18 protein-coding genes are annotated in these 22,634 nt (G+C 33.6%); 14 read left to right on the top strand and 4 right to left on the bottom strand.

Annotated elements, in window-relative coordinates; genetic code table 11:
• The first annotated feature begins 185 nt into the window (after positions 1-185).
• Positions 186-3,638, top strand: a complete 3,453-nt coding sequence (locus LQ189_RS10000) for a methylmalonyl-CoA mutase family protein (RefSeq protein WP_230156337.1) — start codon at positions 186-188, stop codon at positions 3,636-3,638.
• A gap of 265 nt (positions 3,639-3,903) precedes the next feature.
• A complete protein-coding gene (locus LQ189_RS09995; RefSeq protein ID WP_086455126.1) occupies positions 3,904-4,395 on the top strand; it encodes a hypothetical protein in 492 nt (163 codons plus the stop codon).
• Between the two features lie 69 nt (positions 4,396-4,464).
• Here LQ189_RS09995 and LQ189_RS09990 read toward each other — a convergent pair whose 3' ends face one another.
• Complete coding sequence (locus tag LQ189_RS09990; RefSeq protein WP_230156335.1) at positions 4,465-5,412, bottom strand: TerC family protein; 948 nt, start codon at positions 5,410-5,412, stop codon at positions 4,465-4,467.
• Between the two features lie 158 nt (positions 5,413-5,570).
• The gene (locus LQ189_RS09985) at positions 5,571-6,584 is read right to left on the bottom strand and encodes a glutamine synthetase beta-grasp domain-containing protein (protein ID WP_144892868.1); all 1,014 of its coding nucleotides are present in this window, start codon (positions 6,582-6,584) and stop codon (positions 5,571-5,573) included.
• Positions 6,585-6,847: 263 nt separating this feature from the next.
• On the opposite strand from LQ189_RS09985, the gene LQ189_RS09980 reads away from it, so the two are divergent.
• The 11 genes from LQ189_RS09980 to LQ189_RS09930 all read left to right on the top strand — a co-directional run bounded on the left by LQ189_RS09980 (position 6,848) and on the right by LQ189_RS09930 (position 17,774).
• Positions 6,848-9,037, top strand: a complete 2,190-nt coding sequence (locus tag LQ189_RS09980; RefSeq protein WP_144892866.1) for a glutamine synthetase III — start codon at positions 6,848-6,850, stop codon at positions 9,035-9,037.
• A 517-nt stretch (positions 9,038-9,554) separates the two neighbouring features.
• Entirely contained in the window at positions 9,555-10,439 is an 885-nt protein-coding gene (locus tag LQ189_RS09975; RefSeq protein ID WP_230156333.1) for a hypothetical protein, read from the top strand.
• A 70-nt stretch (positions 10,440-10,509) separates the two neighbouring features.
• Positions 10,510-11,040: a hypothetical protein gene (locus tag LQ189_RS09970; protein ID WP_230156332.1), complete on the top strand. Its 531-nt coding sequence runs from the start codon at positions 10,510-10,512 to the stop codon at positions 11,038-11,040.
• Complete coding sequence (locus LQ189_RS09965; protein ID WP_230156330.1) at positions 11,037-11,441, top strand: hypothetical protein; 405 nt, start codon at positions 11,037-11,039, stop codon at positions 11,439-11,441. Before LQ189_RS09970 ends, LQ189_RS09965 begins: the two co-directional genes overlap by 4 nt.
• Positions 11,419-11,772 (top strand): curli production assembly/transport protein CsgE, encoded by a 354-nt coding sequence (locus LQ189_RS09960; protein WP_230156328.1) that lies wholly within the window; start codon positions 11,419-11,421, stop codon positions 11,770-11,772. The genes LQ189_RS09965 and LQ189_RS09960 overlap by 23 nt, the downstream gene beginning before the upstream one ends.
• A gap of 16 nt (positions 11,773-11,788) precedes the next feature.
• Positions 11,789-12,193 (top strand): curli assembly protein CsgF, encoded by a 405-nt coding sequence (locus tag LQ189_RS09955; protein WP_144892858.1) that lies wholly within the window; start codon positions 11,789-11,791, stop codon positions 12,191-12,193.
• Position 12,194: 1 nt separating this feature from the next.
• The gene (locus tag LQ189_RS09950; protein ID WP_230156326.1) at positions 12,195-13,583 is read left to right on the top strand and encodes a CsgG/HfaB family protein; all 1,389 of its coding nucleotides are present in this window, start codon (positions 12,195-12,197) and stop codon (positions 13,581-13,583) included.
• Between the two features lie 43 nt (positions 13,584-13,626).
• Entirely contained in the window at positions 13,627-15,120 is a 1,494-nt protein-coding gene (locus tag LQ189_RS09945; RefSeq protein WP_230156324.1) for a carboxypeptidase-like regulatory domain-containing protein, read from the top strand.
• Positions 15,121-15,330: 210 nt separating this feature from the next.
• Positions 15,331-16,131: an OmpA family protein gene (locus LQ189_RS09940; protein WP_230156322.1), complete on the top strand. Its 801-nt coding sequence runs from the start codon at positions 15,331-15,333 to the stop codon at positions 16,129-16,131.
• Positions 16,132-16,229: 98 nt separating this feature from the next.
• Positions 16,230-17,408 (top strand): AIR synthase related protein, encoded by a 1,179-nt coding sequence (locus LQ189_RS09935; RefSeq protein WP_230156320.1) that lies wholly within the window; start codon positions 16,230-16,232, stop codon positions 17,406-17,408.
• Between the two features lie 9 nt (positions 17,409-17,417).
• Positions 17,418-17,774 (top strand): hypothetical protein, encoded by a 357-nt coding sequence (locus LQ189_RS09930; RefSeq protein WP_230156318.1) that lies wholly within the window; start codon positions 17,418-17,420, stop codon positions 17,772-17,774.
• Between the two features lie 114 nt (positions 17,775-17,888).
• Here LQ189_RS09930 and LQ189_RS09925 read toward each other — a convergent pair whose 3' ends face one another.
• The gene (locus tag LQ189_RS09925; RefSeq protein ID WP_230156315.1) at positions 17,889-20,714 is read right to left on the bottom strand and encodes a pitrilysin family protein; all 2,826 of its coding nucleotides are present in this window, start codon (positions 20,712-20,714) and stop codon (positions 17,889-17,891) included.
• A gap of 271 nt (positions 20,715-20,985) precedes the next feature.
• Here LQ189_RS09925 and LQ189_RS09920 point away from each other — a divergent pair, with 271 nt between their 5' ends.
• The gene (locus LQ189_RS09920) at positions 20,986-21,426 is read left to right on the top strand and encodes a hypothetical protein (RefSeq protein ID WP_086453237.1); all 441 of its coding nucleotides are present in this window, start codon (positions 20,986-20,988) and stop codon (positions 21,424-21,426) included.
• Positions 21,427-21,487: 61 nt separating this feature from the next.
• Here the strand turns inward: LQ189_RS09920 and LQ189_RS09915 are convergent, their stop codons facing one another.
• Positions 21,488-22,621 (bottom strand): peptidylprolyl isomerase, encoded by a 1,134-nt coding sequence (locus LQ189_RS09915; RefSeq protein ID WP_086453236.1) that lies wholly within the window; start codon positions 22,619-22,621, stop codon positions 21,488-21,490.
• Positions 22,622-22,634: the final 13 nt, after the last annotated feature.

The following is a 22,634-nucleotide window of genomic DNA, read 5'->3' as shown; positions in this document are numbered from 1 at the left end:
TTGTGCATTCATGAAAATTTGTCCCGCTTTTCGCTGTATCCTCGCTCCAAAAAAGCGAGGGATGCCGCTGCAATCGGGGCTAGATTAGAAAATTCTTCTATAAATGTGAATAACATCGGTTAACTTCAAATAGCTTTTTTAAAATAAAATTGTAAATTGCAGGCTTAAATTATCATATTCATAAAATGGAACAACAAATACCATATATCCCTAACAATAAAGTAAGAATTGTAACAGCAGCAGCTCTTTTTGATGGTCACGATGCAGCAATCAACATCATGCGTAGGATTATTCAATCTACAGGTGTGGAGGTGATTCACTTAGGTCATGACCGAAGTGTAGAAGAAGTTGTAAATACAGCAATTCAAGAAGATGCAAATGCTATTGCCATCACTTCTTATCAAGGTGGTCATAATGAGTACTTTAAATATATGTATGATTTGCTTCAAGAAAAAGGAGCGGGTCAAATAAAAATTTTTGGAGGTGGAGGCGGAGTAATTTTACCTACTGAAATTGCTGAACTTCAAGCTTACGGTATTACCCGCATTTATGCTCCAGATGATGGACGCGCGATGGGGTTACAAGGAATGATTAACGACTTGGTTCAACAATCTGATTTTCCTACTGGAGATAAATTAACCAATGAAGTGGAGCAATTAGAGGCGAAAAATCCAACAGCTCTAGCCCGAATCATATCTGCAGCAGAAAATTTCCCTGATGTTGCTGCTAAAACATTGGAACTGATCCAAAAAAAGAATGAAAATTGTAAAACACCAGTACTGGGAATTACAGGTACGGGTGGTGCAGGAAAATCATCTTTAGTTGATGAATTAGTGCGTCGTTTCTTGATTGATTTTCCTGAAAAAACAATTGGGTTAATCTCTGTAGATCCATCTAAAAGAAAAACAGGTGGAGCACTTCTGGGTGATAGAATCCGTATGAATGCCATCAATAATCCACGTGTATACATGCGTTCATTGGCAACACGTCAGTCTAATTTGGCTTTGTCAAAATATGTTGCTGATGCTATTCAAGTCATCAAAGCGGCAAACTATGATATTATTATTTTAGAAACTTCAGGAATCGGTCAGTCTGATACTGAGATTATGGACCACTCTGATGTTTCTTTGTACGTAATGACTCCAGAGTTTGGTGCTGCAACCCAATTGGAAAAAATTGACATGCTTGATTTTGCGGATTTGGTAGCGATAAATAAATTTGACAAACGCGGTTCTCTAGATGCGTTGCGTGATGTAAAAAAACAATACCAGCGCAACCATAACCTTTGGGATGCTGATTTAGATACACTTCCTGTTTTCGGGACAATTGCTTCGCAGTTTAACGATCCAGGGATGAATACGCTGTACAAAGCGATTATGGATAAAGTCCATGAAAAAACGGATTCTGATTTGAAATCTATGTTTCAAATTACGCGCGAAATGAGTGAGAAAATCTTTGTGATTCCGCCGCACAGAACCCGTTATTTGTCTGAAATTGCAGAGAGTAACCGCAAATATGATGTGACTGCCTTGAGCCAAGAACAAGTTGCTCAAAAATTATATGGTATTTACAAAACCATTGAAACGGTTGCTAATAAAACACCGGAGTTGAACAAAGCAGGGATCAATGATGATTCTGTTTTACCAACAGCTATAGAACTTGAAAAAGCAGGTGCTGCCGAAAATAAAATATTCTTAAATCTTTTACTAAATCAGTTTGAAAAAGTAAAAATGGATTTAGATCCATACAACTGGGAGATTGTTTTAACTTGGGATGAAAAAGTAAACAAGTATAAAAATCCGGTTTATACGTTTAAAGTGCGTGATCGCGAAATTAAAATGGCTACACATACCGAGTCATTATCGCATTCACAAATTCCGAAAATTGCTTTGCCAAAGTACAAAGCTTGGGGCGATATTTTACGTTGGTGTCTACAGGAAAATGTTCCAGGAGAATTTCCTTTTACCGCAGGTTTATATCCTTTTAAGCGTGAAGGAGAAGATCCTTCAAGAATGTTTGCTGGTGAAGGCGGACCAGAAAGAACCAACAAACGTTTTCATTATGTAAGTGCAGGATTGCCAGCCAAAAGATTGTCAACAGCATTTGATAGTGTGACTTTATATGGAAACGATCCGCATGTGCGTCCAGATATTTATGGAAAAATTGGTAATGCCGGAGTTTCTATTTGTTGTCTAGATGATGCTAAAAAATTATACTCAGGTTTTGATTTAGTACATGCAATGACTTCGGTTAGTATGACAATCAACGGACCAGCTCCTATGCTGCTTGGTTTTTTTATGAATGCTGCAATCGATCAGCAGTGCGAAATTTACATCAAAGAAAATAACCTTGAAGCTGAAGTTGCTGCTCAAATCAAAGCAATTTACAAGCAAAAAGGGGTAGAAAGACCACAATATCAAGGTGATTTGCCTGCAGGAAATAATGGTTTAGGGTTACTGCTTTTGGGAGTTACAGGAGATCAGGTTTTGCCTTTGGAAATTTACAATGATATTAAAGCAAGAACCTTATCACAAGTGCGTGGAACGGTTCAGGCTGATATTCTAAAAGAAGATCAAGCACAAAATACTTGTATTTTCTCTACAGAATTCGCTTTGCGTTTAATGGGTGATGTTCAGGAATACTTTATTACTAAAAACGTTAGAAACTTTTATTCGGTTTCTATCTCAGGATATCACATTGCTGAGGCTGGTGCAAACCCAATTACACAATTGGCTTTTACCCTTTCTAATGGATTCACGTATGTAGAATATTATTTGAGCCGTGGTATGAATATAAATGATTTTGGACCTAATTTATCATTCTTCTTTTCGAATGGGGTAGATCCAGAATACGCTGTAATAGGTAGAGTAGCGCGCAGAATTTGGGCGAAAGCCATGAAAACAAAATATGGTGCTAATGAAAGAGCGCAAATGTTGAAATACCATATTCAAACTTCTGGACGTTCATTACATGCACAAGAAATTGATTTCAACGATATCCGTACTACATTGCAAGCTTTATATGCAATTTATGACAACTGTAACTCATTGCATACCAATGCGTATGACGAAGCTATTACGACACCAACTGAAGAAAGTGTTCGTCGTGCCATGGCAATTCAGTTGATTATCAATAAGGAATTAGGTCTAGCCAAAAATGAAAACCCAATTCAAGGTGCTTTTATTATTGAAGAATTAACAGATCTTGTTGAAGCTGCTGTATTACTAGAATTTGATAGAATTACAGAGCGTGGTGGCGTTCTTGGTGCTATGGAAACGATGTACCAACGTAGTAAAATTCAAGAAGAAAGTTTGTACTATGAAACCTTAAAACATACCGGTGAATTCCCAATAGTGGGTGTGAACACCTTCTTAAGTTCTAAAGGTTCTCCAACCGTAATTCCAGCTGAAGTAATTCGTGCTACCGAAGAAGAGAAACAATACCAGATTGATATGTTGAATAATCTTCACCAATCAAATCAAGATAAGGTAAGTGCACAACTTAATAGCATTCAAGAAGCGGCTATTAAAAATGAAAATTTATTTGAACACTTGATGGAAGCAACAAAGGTTTGTTCGTTAGGACAAATTACGGCGGCTTTGTTTGAAGTAGGTGGTCAGTACAGGCGTAATATGTAAGTTTTAATTTTTTTATAATGAAAAAGACCTTTCTACGGAAAGGTCTTTTTTTATGGCGTTAAATTTTAACAACTGATTTTTCTTGCATTCTAAGTATTTTTTAAATTTTAAGACACTAATTGTGTAATAGATCGATTTTTAAAATATTGTTTTTCAGTTATTTATGGATTATTTAGAAGTGTATTAAAAACTATTTCATTTGTATAATAAAGTTTGGCACAGTTCGTGAATAGAATTAAAAATAACAACTAAAATTTATATAACCATGAAAAATATTACTCTATTTTTAGTATTCATCGGGATGATGACACTACAAAGTTGCGAAGTTACAGAAGTATACGAAGACGGTCCAAGGACTGAAGTTTTTGAAGTAACAACCTCGTTTGGGTCTGTAAATAATTATAGTAGAATCATAGATTTTGATAGACCAATAGGTTCATTTGATTCGGTTTTAGTATATCATTTATTTGATGTAGTTAATGGTGATGATGTGTGGAGGTTGATGCCTCAAACGTATTACTTAGATAACGGCAGAGAGCTAGATTATAACTTTGATTACACTAGGTTCAATGTGAATGTGTTTTTAACATCGAATTTTAATTTGAATACTTTATCATCAGATTGGACTATAAACCAGACTTTTAAAATAGTAATCATTCCTGATGGATTTGCGAAAACAGTAAATAAGAATGATATTAACGCCGTCATGTCAGCCCTAAAAGTACAGCAAAGCGATGTTAAAAAGATCACATTGTAATTTAAATTACATTCATAAAAAAAAGGAAATCGAAAGATGTCCTTTTTTTTATGATCAACAAATAATGTTTTATACTTCGGTTTCTTTGTTTTTGTATAATGAAACTCCAATACCAATTAGAAGTGCAAGAGCAATAAAAGCTAGTGAAGCCCATTCTGGTAGTTTTATAAAATCGTGCAACAACATTTTAAGTCCTACAAAGCTTAAAATAGCAATAAGACTGTATTCTAGATAGCTGAATTTAGCTAACATGTTGGCTAAGAAAAAGTACATAGATCGCAATCCTAATATAGCAAAAATATTAGAACTAAAAACCAGAAAAGGATCATTTGTAATGGCAAGAATAGCAGGTACGCTATCTATAGCAAAAACAACGTCCATAACTTCAATAACAATTAGTGCAACAAACAAGGGGGTTGCAGCTGTAATATGTCTTCTTTTTACAAAAAAATGTTCTTTGTCTATGTGATTAGAAATTGGAATGACTTTTTTTAATGCCTTGTAAACAAAAGATTTTTTAGGTTGAAATTGTTCATCCTCTCCGCTAAAAAGCATTTTTGCAGCGGTATAAATAAGAAACAAACCAAAGATGTAAGTCATCCAGGTGAACTTATTGATAAGCATAACACCAAAGAAAATCATTAAACCTCTAAAAATAATGGCACCTAATATACCCCAAAACAAAACGCGGTGCTGGTATTTTTGTGGAATTTTAAAAGCAGCAAAAATTATGGCAATCACAAATATATTGTCAATACTTAATGACAACTCTATTAAGTAACCCGTAATAAATTTCATTGCAGCAGCACTTGGTTTTAATGCGTCCGGATTTGCTATGTAATTTGTTGAGTACAACCAGTATACTACTCCAGAAAACAAAAACGACAATGTAACCCATATTGCGGTCCATTTCCCAGCTTCTTTTGAGCTAATGATATGTGGGTTTTTATTAAATACTCCCAAGTCTAATGCTAGAAAAATTAGAACTGCTACTAAGAAAGAGATCCAAACAATCATAAAAGTTATTTTAAAATGTAGCGCAAAGATACTTCGAGAATCTTGAATCAAGAAGATTATTGAAAATAAAGTTGAGGGCAGTAACTCTTTGAAATTGGTGTGAAAAAAATGCCTTCGTTAAGGAAGGCATTTTGATTCAAAAAATATAGTATTCAAAATTACAAAGCAGAGTTTACTGTTTGTATAATTCTAGCAGCAATTTTATATGGGTCACCGTTTGAAGCTGGTCTACGGTCTTCAAGCCATCCTTTCCATCCTTTTTGAACAGTCATTAAAGGAATACGTATTGAGCAACCTCTGTCTGAAACTCCATAAGAGAAATCGTGAATTGAAGCTGTTTCGTGCTTACCTGTTAAACGCAAGTCGTTGTAAGCACCATATACTGCAATGTGTTCAGCTGTTACTGGTCTAAAAGCTTCACATATTTTTTCATAAATTTCTTGAGAACCACATGTTCTTAAAACTTCGTTAGAGAAGTTAGCATGCATTCCAGATCCATTCCAATCTGTATCTCCTAGAGGTTTTGGATGGTATTCAATATAGTAGCCGTATTTTTCAGTCAAACGATCTAATAAGTAACGTGCTACCCAAATTTCGTCTCCTGCTTTTTTAGCACCTTGAGCAAACAATTGAAATTCCCATTGGCCACAAGCCACTTCTTGATTTATTCCCTCAAAGTTGATTCCAGCTGCTATACAAAGGTCTGCATGTTCTTCAACAAGTGCTCTTCCGTGGGTGTTTTTTCCACCTACTGAGCAATAGTACATTCCTTGTGGTGCTGGATAACCGCCAATTGGGAAACCCAAAGGCAATAAAGTTTTGGTATCCATGATAAAGTACTCTTGTTCAAAACCAAACCAAAAATCACCATCATCATCTATAGTTGCTCTTCCGTTTGAAGCATGAGGAGTACCATCTGCATTCATAACTTCGGTCATAACAAGATATCCATTAATACGAGTAGGATCAGGATAGATTGCTACTGGTACCAATAAACAATCAGACGAACCACCTTCGGCTTGTCTTGTAGAGGAACCGTCAAATGACCAGTTTCCTATTTCTGCAAGAGTTCCTTGAAAATTTTCGTGCTCTTCAACTTTAGTTTTACTTCTAAGGTTTTGTGTTGGTTCATATCCATCTAACCAAATGTACTCTAATTTAATTTTTGCCATGTCTTTATAGATTTACTTCGTAAAATTGCTGGCACAAAAGTAAAATATTTTTTTAAATAGTGTAAAAATGGGGGTGTTTTTTATTTTAAATGATATAATATTTTTAAAAACGGTATTTTTATAGGGGGTGAATTAAAAAATATGTATTTTTGCAGGGCTTAATTATGTAAATTCATAAAGTACTTCCTTTTATTTTTTATGCAATTATTGAGTATATTTGATTTTGATCTATTGGATTTAAACTAATTTTAAAAAAACGAAACATGCCAACATTACGTTTTCAAGCTTTAAGAGAAGCATCGACTAGAAAGCCCGTTCAATTTGATGAAACAGGTAGAAAATCAATTATTTTTGGTTCAAATGTCTTTAATGAAAAGGCAATGAAGCAATATCTAACTTCGGATGCTTTAAAAGGAATTCAAAGTGCGGTACAACACGGAACCAAAATTGACCGTAAATTAGCAGATTACATTGCTATGGGGATGAAAGAATGGGCACTTGCAAAAGGAGTAACCCATTATACACATTGGTTTCAGCCGCTTACAGGAACAACTGCTGAAAAACACGACGCTTTTTTTGAAACATCTCATGACGGGAGTGATCCTGTTGAAAAATTTGGTGGTGCACAATTAGTTCAACAAGAACCTGATGCTTCCAGTTTTCCAAATGGAGGAATCAGAAATACATTTGAAGCCAGAGGATACACTGCTTGGGATCCTACATCTCCAGCGTTTATCTTTGGAACAACTCTTTGCATACCTACTGTTTTTATTTCGTACACGGGTGAAGCTTTAGATTATAAAACACCGCTTTTGCGTGCGCTTATGGTTATGGATGAAGCAGCAACAGAAGTTTGTAAATATTTTGATAAAAATGTGAAAAAAGTGACCGCCACTTTGGGTTGGGAACAAGAATACTTTTTGGTTGATAGTGCATTAGCCAATTCTCGTCCCGATTTAATCATGACTGGAAGAACACTTCTTGGACACACTTCTGCAAAAGGTCAACAGCTTGATGATCACTATTTTGGATCAATTCCTACACGTGCGCTTACGTACATGAGAGACTTGGAGCAAGAGTGTATGCTCCTTGGAATTCCAGTAAAAACCCGTCATAATGAAGTTGCTCCTAATCAATTTGAATTGGCTCCCATTTTTGAAGAAACCAACTTAGCGGTTGATCACAATTGTTTGTTGATGGATGTGATGCAAAAAGTAGCCGAACGTCATGACTTAAAAGTATTATTTCATGAAAAACCTTTTAAAGGTGTTAACGGTTCAGGTAAGCACAACAACTGGTCTTTGGCTACTGATACTGGCGTTAACCTGTTGAGTCCAAGTAAAACTCCTATGAGTAATTTACAGTTTTTAACATTTTTTATCAATACTATTAAAGCTGTTAATGATAATGAGTCTTTACTAAGAGCAGCTATTGCTTCAGCTAGTAATGATCATAGGCTTGGCGCCAATGAAGCTCCTCCAGCCATTATATCGGTATTTATTGGAGAACAACTTACAAAAGTATTAGCAGAACTAGAAGGAGTAACTGCTGGAAAATTATCACCAGAGGAAAAAACAGATTTAAAATTGAACGTAGTAGGGAAAATTCCAGATGTACTTCTTGACAATACAGATAGAAATAGAACCTCACCTTTTGCTTTTACAGGAAATAAATTTGAATTTAGAGCTGTAGGTTCAACTGCAAATTGCTCTAATGCCATGACAACATTAAACGCTATTGTTGCTAAACAATTGAGAGACTTTAAAGTTGAGGTAGATGCCTTAATTGACTCGAAAGACATGAAAAAAGATGATGCTATTTTTAATGTCTTGAGAGAGTATATCAAGCAATCTAAAAAAATTCTTTTTGAAGGAGACGGTTATAGCGAAGAATGGGAAGTTGAAGCAAAAAAACGCGGTTTAAGTAATTTTAAAACTACGCCCGAAGCTTTAAAAGCTAGAATTTCAAAGCAGTCTCTAGATTTGTTTTCAGAGTTAAACATCATGAATCATGTTGAAGTCGAAGCACGTTATGAGATTGAATTAGAGGAATACACTAAAAAAATACAAATAGAAGGAAGGGTTTTAGGTGATATCTCTAAAAACCATGTGATACCAACAGCTATTAAATACCAAAACACATTAATTGCTAATGTAAAAGGATTGAAAGATATATTTGGTGCTGATTTTGAAACTATTGCTAAGGAGCAAATTAATCTTATCAAAGAAATTTCGGGACATATTGAAGGAATAAATTCAAAAGTTGAAGAAATGACAGATGAAAGAAGAAAAGCAAATACACTAACAAACGCTCAGGAAATGGCCGAAGCGTATTGTAATAAAGTAAAACCTTATTTTGAGATTATTAGAAATCATTGTGATAAACTAGAGTTACTAGTTGATAACGAAATTTGGACCTTGACTAAATATCGAGAATTGTTATTTACTAAGTAAATTAAAGTTTATAACATATTCTTAATTGCAAAGTAAGTCCACATGATAAGAAAATGCCTCTCTGTTTTAGAGAGGCATTTTTTTATTCTTATGATGTATAAACCTTTGATATTTTTTTTCAAGCTGAAAAATGCAAGAATACAATCAAAAAAGCATTAAATTTTGTTTATGAATAAATTACGATCAATATACTTTTAAATATGTCTATTTCATTTTTTTTTAAAATTTGAAACATAAAAAAAATAATTTTTCAAAAATATCTATGTGTTCTTTTTTAATTGGTGTATTTCATCGATTTATATGAACCCTTAATCGGATTTGTATTTAAATGTCTGTAAAACAGGTGTTTATACGGGGGTTGATTTTGAAATGCTTCTCTATCTTTGACATGTGGAAATCAAAAAGTAAAAAAAATAAGTTTTGAAATTACATTTGATTTCTTAAAAAGAAGATCCCCAAATCACTTTTTTGTACCTACATAATAATTTGTATTAACAACCAATTAAATATATTTATTATGAAAAAAGTAGTTTTAAGCATCTCCGCGATGCTATTTGTAGGAGCAGCATCTTACGCGCAACCAGGTCCAACAGCTGGAGCTAATTCAAGTTTGGTAGGTCAAACAGGAACTTCTCAAAATGCGGCGGTACATCAAATTGGAACATCACAAAGTTCTAAGATTAAGCAAACAATAAGCAACAATGATGCTTTTGTGTATCAAGGAGTACTTCCAGGGCAAATGTTTGTGTCTTCTGCTAACGCTTCAGCAAAGAACATCGCTGATGTTGATCAAAAAGGGGACGACAACCGTGCTTACATCTCTCAAAACAATTGGGATAACAAAGCTACCCAAAAACAAGTTGGAGATAAAAACGATGCCACGATTTGGCAAGATGAAGTTCAAGTAGCAACAGGCTCATTATTTGGTGATGATGATGCTACCCAAACACAAACGGGCAATAATAACAAAGCCACTATTGATCAAGGGACTTCAGGAAATAATCCTATTCCTGCTGTTGGGACTTTTTCACTTATGGTGCCACTTACGTCAGCTATACCAATGACTCCACATGGAGACAACGAAGCTACTCAAACTCAAAACGGCAATTTCAATCTAGCTTATACGAGTCAAGGTGGTGACAAAAACAAATCAACTATTAACCAAAACAGTATTGGTAAAGCTACGTCGTTAACTGAAAGAAATGTGGCTAATCATTATCAATATGGTAAAGAAAACATTGCGTTAACTACACAAAATGGATTCAAAAATCTAGATAATATTTTGCAAGAAGGAAAATCAAATACTTCTACAACAATGCAAACAGGATTTAGTTCAGGAAACATCAATACTGTTTCTCAACAAGGGAACTACAATGTATCTAGTGTGATTCAAAGTAACTAATTGAGCAATCATGAAGATTGGAGCAGCTTTGTAGCTGCTCCATCTTTTTTTTTAATTAAAAAGCAATAGTATGAAAATTCGAGTACTCTGTTTTGTCATTGCTGTGTTATTTTCGTTGCAGCTCATTTCTGCTCAAGGAACAGAAACTTCTCAAGGTAAAACCATAGATATAGCTATAGTGGGGGATAATGAAGGTCCTTTATATCTATCCACAGCTAACTTATCAGGAAATGCAACTGTTAAGCAACAAGCTTTTGATAATACTGTGCAAATGCAACAGATTGGGGAGTACAATACTTTTAATGCGGTATTAAGATCAAATACTACTGCTGTATCAGTGTTACAAAAAGGAAACAATAATACGATCTTGTTGAATAAACAAGCACTATCAATTGAACAAAAAGTATTACAGCTAGGTGATAATAATACTATTTACGATTTTGCCACATACAGTAGATATCATGTCAAAAATGAATTTGTACAAAAAGGGAACAATTTAACTATCAATAGTTTTGGTTCCAATTCAATATCACGAGATTTAAAAATTATTCAGTCAGGTAATGGGGCTACTGTACTATTGATCAATAATTCAAAATTATGAAAAGATTATTCTTTAATTTCTCATTTTATATTTTTTTGTTTTTGGGTTGTACATCTTATTCCCAAACAACAAACACAGTTGTAAAAGCAAAAATAGTAATTGATAAAACGGAAACCAATATAAAAATAATTGGTACTGCCGAAAATTTATCGGATGGCTTACAGAGTTTATCCTATAAATTATCAGTAATTAAAAAAAATACTGTAAATGATAATCAGTCAAATAATGTTCAAGAAGGAATTTTTTCTTTAAATCCAAGTGAAAATAAAAATCTGTCTACAACAGAAGTCAATTTGGGCAATACAGATGAGGTTATTGTTTTACTACTTTTTTATAATGAAAATAAGCAGTTAATAGGAAAAGATCGAGTTGTGCTGAATGCTCAAAAAAAAAAAAGATAACGTAGCTAATATTCCAGCTGACGGTTTTGAAATAATAGGAATTATTTCAAATGAAACGAAGACTAAAGTAGGTAAAGATTTTTATGATTTGTATTTCTATCTCTATAATGAGTATAAAATTAATGCCAAAAAAATAGTCGTTTTAACAGAGGAATTTAGTTTTGGTAGGAATACCAAGATAGTAATCACGATAGAGAATGATATTATATATGAATTTTTAGCGCGTCCAGATGAAGAATATTTAAATGAAATGGGTGAACAAGCTATTTATGCCACGTATTTACACCTTAAGAATTTAGAAAAGCAAAACAAATATTTTACTCAGTATTAATTTTATCCACTAACTTATGAGATTATTATATGTCTTAACAATCGTTTTTTTTGGTTTTCAATCCGTAATAGCACAGGACTTAGTTTACAAACCTAAAAATCCCGCTTTTGGGGGGGATACATTTAATTATCAATGGTTAGCAAGCTCGGCGGAGTCCCAAAATAAGTTTACAGACAAATCAATTTCGCAACCTGCTCAAACGGAACTCGAGCGGTTTACATCAAGTTTAAACTCGTTACTTTTAAGTCAAGTTTCGAGCTCCTTGTTCAAGCAACAATTTGGTAATGATGGTATTAAAATAGGTTCCTATACTTTTGGTAGTCTTTCTGTTGAGGTGTATCCTTCGTCTGGAGGATTAACTGTAGATATCTTAGATACTAAAACAGGTGAACAAACACAAGTAATCATCCCAAATCGATAATATGAATACATTAAAATGTGTACCCTTACTTATTTTTATTTTAATTTCCAGTTGTGGAGCATATTACAATCAACCTACTGGTGTAGAAAAGGCAGTAATTGGAGAAAATACTCCAGCTACAACACTCTTGAAAGAGTTACCCAAGCCTAAAGAGCCCATAGTAGTTGGACTTTATAAATTTCGAGACCAAACTGGACAGTACAAAGCTACTGAAAATGGTAGCAATTTTAGTACAGCCGTAACCCAAGGGGCTACATCAATTTTAATTAAAGCGCTTGAAGATTCAAAATGGTTTATTCCCATCGAAAGAGAAAATATTGGTAATTTATTGCAAGAACGTAACCTTATTCGATCTACACGGCAAGAATATTCCAAAGATGTTGATCCTAATGTACCGCAAATTACACCTTTATTATACGCGGGTGTTCTACTGGAAGGTGGAATTATTTCCTATGACTCTAATATAATTACTGGCGGGTTTGGAGCGCGTTATTTCGGTACTGGTGGATCTATTAAATACAGACAAGATCGTGTAACTGTTTATTTAAGAATGGTATCTACGGCAAATGGTAAGATTTTAAAATCAGTTTATATTTCAAAAACAATTTTATCTCAAGCAATAGATCAAAGTCTTTTTAAGTATGTCAATTTCAAAAGATTATTAGAAGTAGAAACGGGATATACAACCAACGAGCCTGTGCAAATGGCCGTTACAGAGGCTATCGAAAAAGCAGTTGCGACTTTAGTCTTAGAAGGAATCAAAGAAAAAATTTGGGATGCTGATGTACCTAAATCAGAGGTTGACGCAATCCTAACGAAGTATGAAAAAGAAAATTCAGATGCTGCTACTACGGCAATTTATGGCAGGAAACTACAAGAAAGAAGATCTCGTTTCGCAATGGAATTAACGGGTGGTGCTGCACTAATGGATGGCGATTACCCTAACGCCATGTTTCGCCCCATGGGTCGTGGTGCCTTAAAATACTATTTTACTCCGTCGTTCAATGTCAGTGCTTCTACTAATGTCATTAAATTAGCTAATAAAGATCTTTTAGATGTAGGTTATGCAACATTTGATCTTAATCTTGAATTTATCGTTTTACCAAAGGATAAATTGTCACCCTATCTATTTGCGGGTGGTGGCTTTGGAGTAAACAAAAATTTCGAAAACAAGCATACTAAAGCTCAATATGGACTAGGATTAGAATATATGGTTTCAAATGCCATAGGAATCAAACTTTATGGCGAACATAATCTAAACTTTAGTGACAACATTGACTATCAAATAAGAGGAGTGCGTGATGATTTTTATTATCGCTTTGGTTTTGGACTCACGTATTATTTTTTTAATAGCAAAAAAAATACTGTTTCAAAAAACATATCGAAATAAGAACATTACCATGAGCTATTCATTCAACTATAATACCTTAACAATGAAAATTAACCATCTTATACAAGCTCTTTTTTTTGTGTTTTTTTTGAGTTCATGCAGTGAAGAAAAATTAGCTGGAGACGAATTCGGGACTATCGAAGGGAAAATTGTCAGTGCCATTGATTTTAAACCTTTAGCTAATGTCAAAGTGTTTTCTAGTCCCAGTACAAGTATCGTTTTTACAGATGAAGCAGGTAAATTTGTTCTTACAAATGTAAAGGTGGGAGATTATTCTCTAGAAGCGCAAAAGGAAGGTTATTTGGCAAAATTTGAACCTGCAAAGGTCAACAGAGATCAAATAACAAATATTGTATTTGAGCTAAAGCTATCAACATCCAACAATAGACCTCCTACTGCTACGGTATTAACTTCGCCCATGGACAATGCTGTAGATCAGCCTATAGAATTAAATTTAAATTTCTCAGCTACAGATCCGGATAAAGACGTCCTGAAGTATGAAATTATATTGAGGAAAAACACGAGCAATGAGGTTACAGTGTACAAAGATATTGCTGCCAGTATGTACTTGTTGAAAGATTTAGCATATAACACGAAGTATTTTTGGCAAGTTTCAGTATCCGATGGAATCAATCCTCCAGTACTAAGTCCGGTGCAAACTTTTACAACGATTGGATTTCCAAACGCAAGGTTTTTATTTGTTAGAAAAATAAGTGACAATAATGTAATTTTTTCTGGCGATGAGACCGGGAAAAGCGTCCAAATTACAACATCGAATACTAATAGTTGGAGACCAAGAAAAAATATTTCATCAAATAAAATTGCTTTTATACGATCAAGTGGTGCACAAAATCACTTGTATACTATGAATCCAGATGGATCTGGAATACTTAAAGTCACTAACTCTATTCCTATTGCTGGATTTAACTCGGACTTTATCAATTTCTCGTGGAACGCCTCAGGCAGTCAATTAATCTATCCTTATTTTGACAAATTGTATAAAATTAATGCTGATGGCAGTGGCTTGACCAAAATTTATCAAACAACAAATGGAAAATTCATTTCAGAATGTGATTGGAGCAACGACGGAACAAAAATTGCCTTGAAAGTAAACGATGCAAGCGGCTACAATACTGAAATCTTTGTGATTAATGCCATAGGTACAGTTATTAATCAAGTTCTATCTGGTACACAAGGTGCTACTGGAGGGCTGAATTTCTCAGTAAATGGTCAGCGATTACTCTTTACCAGAGATGTTTCAGGCTTTGAGGATGCGAATTACAGACAACTGGATACAAAAGTTTTTCAGTGTACCTTAAGTTCAAATTTAATAACTGACATTGGTTTAGAAAAACCATTGGGAACCTTAGATTTAGATGTGAGATATGCCCCCAATGAAGCAGAGTTAATTTTGATGAATACCTCAAACGATGGTTTATCTATTAAAAATATTATAAAATATACCCCTGCAACAAATAATGTAGGAGGATCTCGAACGCTGTTGTTTTCTAATGCAAGTATGCCTGATTGGGAATAAATAAAATTAATGATTTAAAAAAAGCATCTAATTAGTACGAATTAGATGCTTTTTTGCGTTTAGTTATAAGTTTATTAAATCACGTATTTTATTACATTAAAGAAAAATTATCATGAAAACTAGAATCAAAAAGGGTTGCATAAATAGGTATCAAATATTTAACAAAGAATAATGAGGAGTATTGTACTTTTTTTATTACTGTGTTTCAAAATGAATTCTCAGGAGAAACATATACTGTATTTTGATTTAGACCAAGATCAACCTAATGTTCATTCGCAAAGAGTTTTTCAAAAATGGTTGGATAAAAATAAAGAAGTTAATGTGATTAAAATTGAAGGATATTGTGATAGTACTGCATCAAATCAGTACAATAAGCAATTAGCACTTAGGCGCGCTGTAAACGTGCAAAAGCACTTAATACGTAACAATTTTTTATTAGATAGTACTCTAGTTATTGTTAATATTGGAGAAGATTTTTTAGGAGCAACACAAGAATTTATCAATAGGAAAGTAATTGTATATTATCAAAAAAAATCTAATTCTAAAGTTCAAGAAGTATTCGTAAGTAAATTAAATCAAAGTGGGGTTGCAGATCTATCTAAATCCCCAAAAAACAATAATGATAACAACACCTTAATTTCACAAATTCAACAAGCTAAAGTAGGTGATTTTGTTACTTTGCAAAATATAAATTTTAAATTTAACTCAGAGGTTATGGTCAATTCCTCAATGGTGAATTTGGATGAGCTGTTACAAATTATGAGGAGTCAACTCAGTTTAAATATTGAAATTCACGGTCATATTTGCTGTAATCCAGATCCAAATGATGTGAAGTTATCCAATCGTCGCGCAAAATCGGTTCATGATTATTTAATTAAAAATGGAATTCAACAAAGGAGATTGGCATACAAAGGTTATGGTAGCAATAAACCTATCTTTACATTACCAGAAAAAAACGAAATACAACGTGCAGCTAATAGAAGAGTAGAGATTTTAATCCTTCAAAAATAGTGCAATAAATCCTAAAATCAAGTTCCTTATTCCTAAATCAAATTAGTATCTTTGCGCCACAACTAACTGCCTAAAAGCAGGCTTCACAACTAAATTAAATGAGTTCAGATACTTCAAAAAGGTATGCACTTCGCGGTGTTTCGGCATCTAAAGAAGATGTGCACAACGCCATTAAAAACATTGATAAAGGCTTATTTCCACAAGCTTTCTGCAAAATTGTACCCGATTATTTAACACAAGACAAGGAGTATTGCCTGATTATGCATGCTGATGGAGCAGGTACTAAATCTTCATTGGCCTACATGTATTGGAAAGAAACCGGTGATCTTTCTGTATGGAAAGGTATTGCTCAAGATGCATTAATAATGAATATTGATGACTTATTGTGTGTAGGGGCAACCGATAATATTTTACTTTCATCAACCATTGGAAGAAATAAAAATCTAATTCCAGCCGAAGTAATTTCAGCAATTATTAAAGGTACCGAGGAGTTAATAAAAGAGCTTGATTCTTATGGTGTAACTATTCATTCTACAGGTGGTGAAACGGCTGATGTAGGTGATATTGTGCGCACTATAATTGTAGATTCAACGGTTACAGCGCGCATGAAGCGTTCAAAAGTAATTGATAATGCTAATATTAAAGCGGGCGATGTTATTGTAGGTTTAGCTTCTTTTGGTCAAGCAACTTATGAAAAAAGTTACAATGGCGGAATGGGAAGTAACGGACTTACATCAGCCCGTCATGATGTTTTCGAAAAATATTTAGCGACAAAATATCCTGAGAGTTTTGATGCTGCAGTTCCAGAAGCACTGATTTATTCGGGCCAAGTAAAATTAACAGATGCAGTTGCAAATTCGCCTATAGATGCAGGACAATTGGTGCTTTCGCCTACGCGAACGTATGCACCTATCATCAAGAAAATTTTAGATACATATTCGTCAAATGAAATACATGGTATGGTACATTGTAGCGGTGGTGCCCAAACCAAAATTTTACATTTTGTAAACAATTTACACATTATAAAGGATAATTTATTTCCTGTACCACCATTGTTCCAATTAATTCAAGAACAATCTAAAACCGATTGGAAAGAAATGTATCAGGTTTTCAACTGCGGCCATCGAATGGAGCTTTATGTCTCTGAGGCAGTTGCACAAGATATCATTGCGATTTCAAAATCATTCGATGTTGATGCACAAATTGTAGGTAGAGTAGAAGATTCTGGAACAAAAAAGCTTACCATAAAAAGTGAATATGGAACTTTTGAATATTAAAAATAATTTATGTACGAATTAATCTTTTGGAAATATCAAGAAGGAATTTATTTAAATCATCATTTAGTTTATGAGGCATTGCTTGAGGAGCAATTTGTTGAAGGACTAGAGGAATTGCCTGTGACTGTAATTTGGAATAGATTGTCATCCGTTTTTTCAGGTTGGGAAAAAGTAGACGAAAACAGCTGGAAGAATCCAAATGGAACAGGTGCGTTTCAAGTAAAATCAACTTCTCAAAGTATTTTAATTGATTGCTATGGTACTGATGGAAAAACTATGAACTTACTCTCAGACACATTGGAGGAATTTAAATGTTCTTTGTATGACCCACAAGTTCCTGTACGTTATGATGAAATGAATGAGTAGAGAAACCTCTTAATCTCACCTTATATAAAAATAATTTTTCTGATTCGAAATGCTACTTTTACGTAGCTGGTGAATCAGAAAAATTATTTTTTGTTTTGTAATACTGCTGATTTATTAATTTGGTTTTGGGCTGTTAATTAATTTTGGTGTGCCAAAACCTAATTGTTCTAATTTTTTCAATTGCGTTTCAGCATCACCTACAATGAGATAAATCATTTTATTTGGATCTAAATATTTTTTCGCAAGCGTTTTTATATCATCTATTGTAATATTTTTTACAATATTTTCTTGTTTTTTTGCGTAATCATCCGTGTAACTGTAATTACTAATGTCATAGAGCATTTCAAGTTTTGATGATAATGTTTCAAAAGCTCTAGCATTACTTTTGATCAAATAACTTTTAGTAACATCGAGATCATTTGCATTGAAATTAGCACCGTATTTTTGTAAAATATCTTTAACTAATGCAACAGATTCAAATGTAACATTAGAACGAACACCACTCGATACTGCAAAAAATCCTTTATTTACAGATCCCATAAACATGGAGCTAATACCATATGTGTATCCTTTTCCTTCACGTAATTCTTGTGTTAATTGTGAGGCAAAACTGCCTCCTCCCAAGCGGTAATTTAAAATTTGAGCGGGATAATAGTCCGAGTCAGTAGCAGCAAGAGCTGGATAGCCAATTCTTATTACAGATTGTTTAGCTCCTGGAACATCATAAAAATAGACTTGTGAGCTTGAAATAGCTGTTGTATTGGCATTTGTTGGAATAACAATATTTTTAGTACTCCAATTTTTACTTATTATTTTTAAGGAGTTTGAAACACTGTTTTTATTCACGGCTCCAACTACATGAAAATTAACATTTGAAGGAGGCATATTCGTAGTGAAATAGTTTTTCAAGTCATCTATAGTAATTGAACTAACGGTTTTTTCAGATCCAATACGATTATTAGATAAAATAGATGTGCCAAAAAGTAATTTTTTAAACTCAATTCGAGCAATATAATTAGGATCTGCTTTTTGCTGCATTATTTGACTCAGTGTACTTTGTTTTATAAGTTCAAATTCTTTGGTATCCCATCGTGGTTGTAATAAAATTTCTTGTACTAATGCCATAGTAGCGGTATAGTTTTTTGCTAGTGTGGTGCCGTAAATTGAAATAGCTTCATCACTTGCTGTTGCTTTTATAGAAGCACCAAGACTCTCAATAGCATTTTCTAATTGTTCAGGTGTTTTATTTGCGGTTCCTTTGGTCATAAGCTCGGCAAGCATGTTTGAAACTCCAATTTTTTCTGAATTTTCTAGCAATAAGCCTCCTTTAATTTGCAATTGAAATTGTACTAATGGCACTTCGTAATTTTCAATTCCTAATATAGACATTCCTGATGGCATTTTATCTTTCCAAACAACTGGTAAAATTACATCTGGACTAGCGCCGTATGCTGGTTCAATGCTTCGGTCAAATTTCGAAGGAGTTTTTTCATAAGTAGCAGCTATACTTGCATCAAAAGAGTCTTCTTTGCCTTCAATGATTTTTTCTTCAACTACATCGGCCAATATGGAGCCATCTAAAATTAAATTTTTTTCTCCTTTTGGAACAAAACTAGTTGCTACAAATGGTTTGTTTTGAATGTATTTTTTATACACGCGCATTACATCATCACGGGTAACAGCTAATATATTTTTGACATCTTGATTAATATATTCTGGTGTTCCAGCAAATATCTCGTATTGTGCAAGTTGAAATCCTTTTCCTAAAACACTTGATAAATTGTTATAAAAGGCAGTTTCTTGTCCTGCTTTAATCCTATCTAAATCTTGTTGCGAAATACCTTCAGTTTCAAATTTTGAAAAAGCTTCGTTGACACCATTCATGACCTCATTTAAATTTGTTTTATCAAAAGCGGTAACGCTAAGCATGTATTGTCCTGCTATTTCAGAGTTGTACTGAAAAACATCTGCTGCGTCAGTAATTTTTTTATCTTCTACTAAGGTTTTGTACAAAGGAGCTTTTTTACCTTTTGAAAGATAATTGGCAAGAACTTCTAGGGCATAGCTGTCTGGATGGTATTCATAAACTGATGGCCATGTAAGAGTAAGTTGTGGAAGTTTTGCAAAATTGTCTTCGTAGTACAGTTTTTTGGTAGCAGGTAAAACAACAGCTTGTTTTTCCATTTTTGGGATAGCGTCGCCACGTTTTATTTCGCCAAAATATTTTTCTACCCAAATTTTGGTTTGGTTTACATCAATATCTCCTGCAATTGTTAGTGTGACATTGTTAGGGACATACCAGCGCTTGTAAAAATTCTTAACATCATCTAATGTTGCGTTCTGTAAATCTTCAAGAGATCCTATTACATCCCAGTTGTAAGGATGAGTAGACGGATATAAATTTTTTGATATCACAGAGAAATTATGACCATAAGGCCTGTTGTCATAACTTTGTCTTTTTTCATTTTTTACAACTTGTTTTTCTTTAGCAAGAACGGGTTCTGTTACGGTGTTGATAAAAAAACCAAGCTTATCTGCTTCAGCCCAAATCATTTTTTCAAGTGCATCTTTTGGTACAGTTTGAAAATAATTGGTTCTATCTCGGCTAGTAGATCCATTTGCACCCTCTCCGCCTATGCGAGCACTCATTTTATCAAGCCCTCCTTTTCCTAAATTTTCAGATTCAAGGAAAAGTAAATGCTCAAATAAATGTGCAAATCCAGTTCTTCCTTGTATTTCTCTTGCAGAACCTACGTGACTAGTTAATGCAACAGCAACAACAGGATCTGATTTATCAATATGCAAAATGACTTGTAAGCCATTGTCTAAAGTGAATTTTTCAAAATCAACTTTAAATTCTTTTGAATCTTTTTTTTGGGAGTAGGTATTGATTGCACTAAAAACTACTAAGCAATACAGGAGCAACTTGTTTGTTTTCATAGAGAAAATTTAATTATAAGATATTGTTTTTTGGAGTTTAAAAGTAAGAAATAAATGAGTACAATGACACGCAACTCTGTTTTATTACTATCTTTCTTTAAACAATTCTATGGAATAGTATTCTTGTTATTTTATAAATTTAAATCTGTATAACTTGATGACTAAAGTTCTTTTTATGGAAATAAATAGAGATTAAAACCTCAATAGTCCTGATTGATTTTCTAATAATGAAGTATCTTTGCATCACTATTTTAATTTTAAAGTAAAACGAATGAAAATAAATACAAAAAACGGAATTGATAAACTCATTTTTGGAATGAAACAAAATGATGTTACCGCTATTTACGGAAAACCAAACCGAAATTATAAAGACGAGGATGACAATATTATTTATGCATACAACTCTTTAAAAATGCGTTTGACTTTTTATGTTGAAGAAGATTTTAAATTAGGATACATTGTTGCATCAAGCCCAGAACTTGAGCTTTTTGGTAACAAAATTATCAATAAAAAAATTAGTGATGTGAAAAAAGATTTAGTTAGCAAGTCTATAACTAAATTTACTCAAGAGGAATTTGATACTTTTGAGAATTATTTTAACGAAGAAAACTGGATGATTTTTCAAACTGAATTTGATGAGGTTGTAAAATTTGAATTGGGAGCAATTATCAATCAAAAAGATGAATTTGATTGGAAATTCGGGAAAAAATAGAGTAATAAAAAAACACCGATGAAATTTAAGATATCATCGGTGTTTTTTTTTTGATTTTAATTTATTTTATGGGTTCTTTTTCAAGCATTTCTAATTCAAAAATAAGCATGGTATTTGGCGGTATCACTCCATTAGCACCACGTTCACCATAAGCCAAATTTGAAGGTATAAAAACAACTGCTTTATCCCCAAAACCCATGTTTTCAAGACCCTCAATAAAGCCAGCAATCATACCGTCTTTTTTCCCTGCTACAAATGGAAATGCTTTGTATCCGTTTTGAGCCGCTCTTCTTTCATCATACTTACCGTAGGCTTTATTCACATTCTCATAACTGCTGTCAAATAAAGAACCATCTTCAAAATAGCCTGCGTAATTAAAATAAAATGTAGCTCCATTAGCTGGTTTTACACCTGTTCCATTTTCAACTATCTTGTAAGCTAATCCAGATGGAGTGGTAGTAGCTGTAGCTTTTATTGTAGATAGGTAAGTTTTCTTTGCAGCTTTAACAGCCTCAATCTTTTTTTGATCTTCAGTTTTGAAATTAAAATAATCTGAAATTACTTTTACAGCATCAAATTTCTTTGCCAAAGCCCCTTTTCTAACCACGGTTACTTTTGTAATCACATCATCTTGCGCAATAGCGTTTACAATTTCCATTCCAGAGGTTACATGACCAAAAACAGTATGTTTACCATCTAACCAAGGCGTTTCTTTATGTGTAATAAAAAATTGGCTTCCATTTGTTGCAGGTCCAGCATTTGCCATAGATAAGATTCCTGGTTTATTATGCTTTAAATCAGTAATTTCATCTTTAAAAGCATATCCTGGACCACCTGATCCATTTCCAGAAGGATCACCACCTTGAATCATGAAATCTTTGATAACGCGGTGAAATTTTAACCCATCAAAAAAAGGTTTGCCTTTTAGGTTTTCGGGTTTTACAAATGTATTTTTTCCTTCGGCAAGTGCTATAAAATTTGCAACTGTCACTGGTGTTTTTTGGTACGCAAGTTCTAATTCTATGTTTCCTTTATTAGTTGCAATAGTTACAAAGATACCTTCTGCTTCAGTTGGTTTTTTTACAACTGCCTTTGCTGTAGTACTTGGTTTTTTTACTGGTGTTATTTTTTTTCCAGTTTGAGCTTGGATAGTAATACATCCCAGAAGTAGTAAAAACAGATATTTAAATTTCATCTTCTATAATTTT

Source organism: Flavobacterium sp. CECT 9288 (assembly GCF_918731615.1).
Taxonomy (GTDB): domain Bacteria; phylum Bacteroidota; class Bacteroidia; order Flavobacteriales; family Flavobacteriaceae; genus Flavobacterium.
This window is presented reverse-complemented; position numbering and strand designations above follow the sequence as displayed.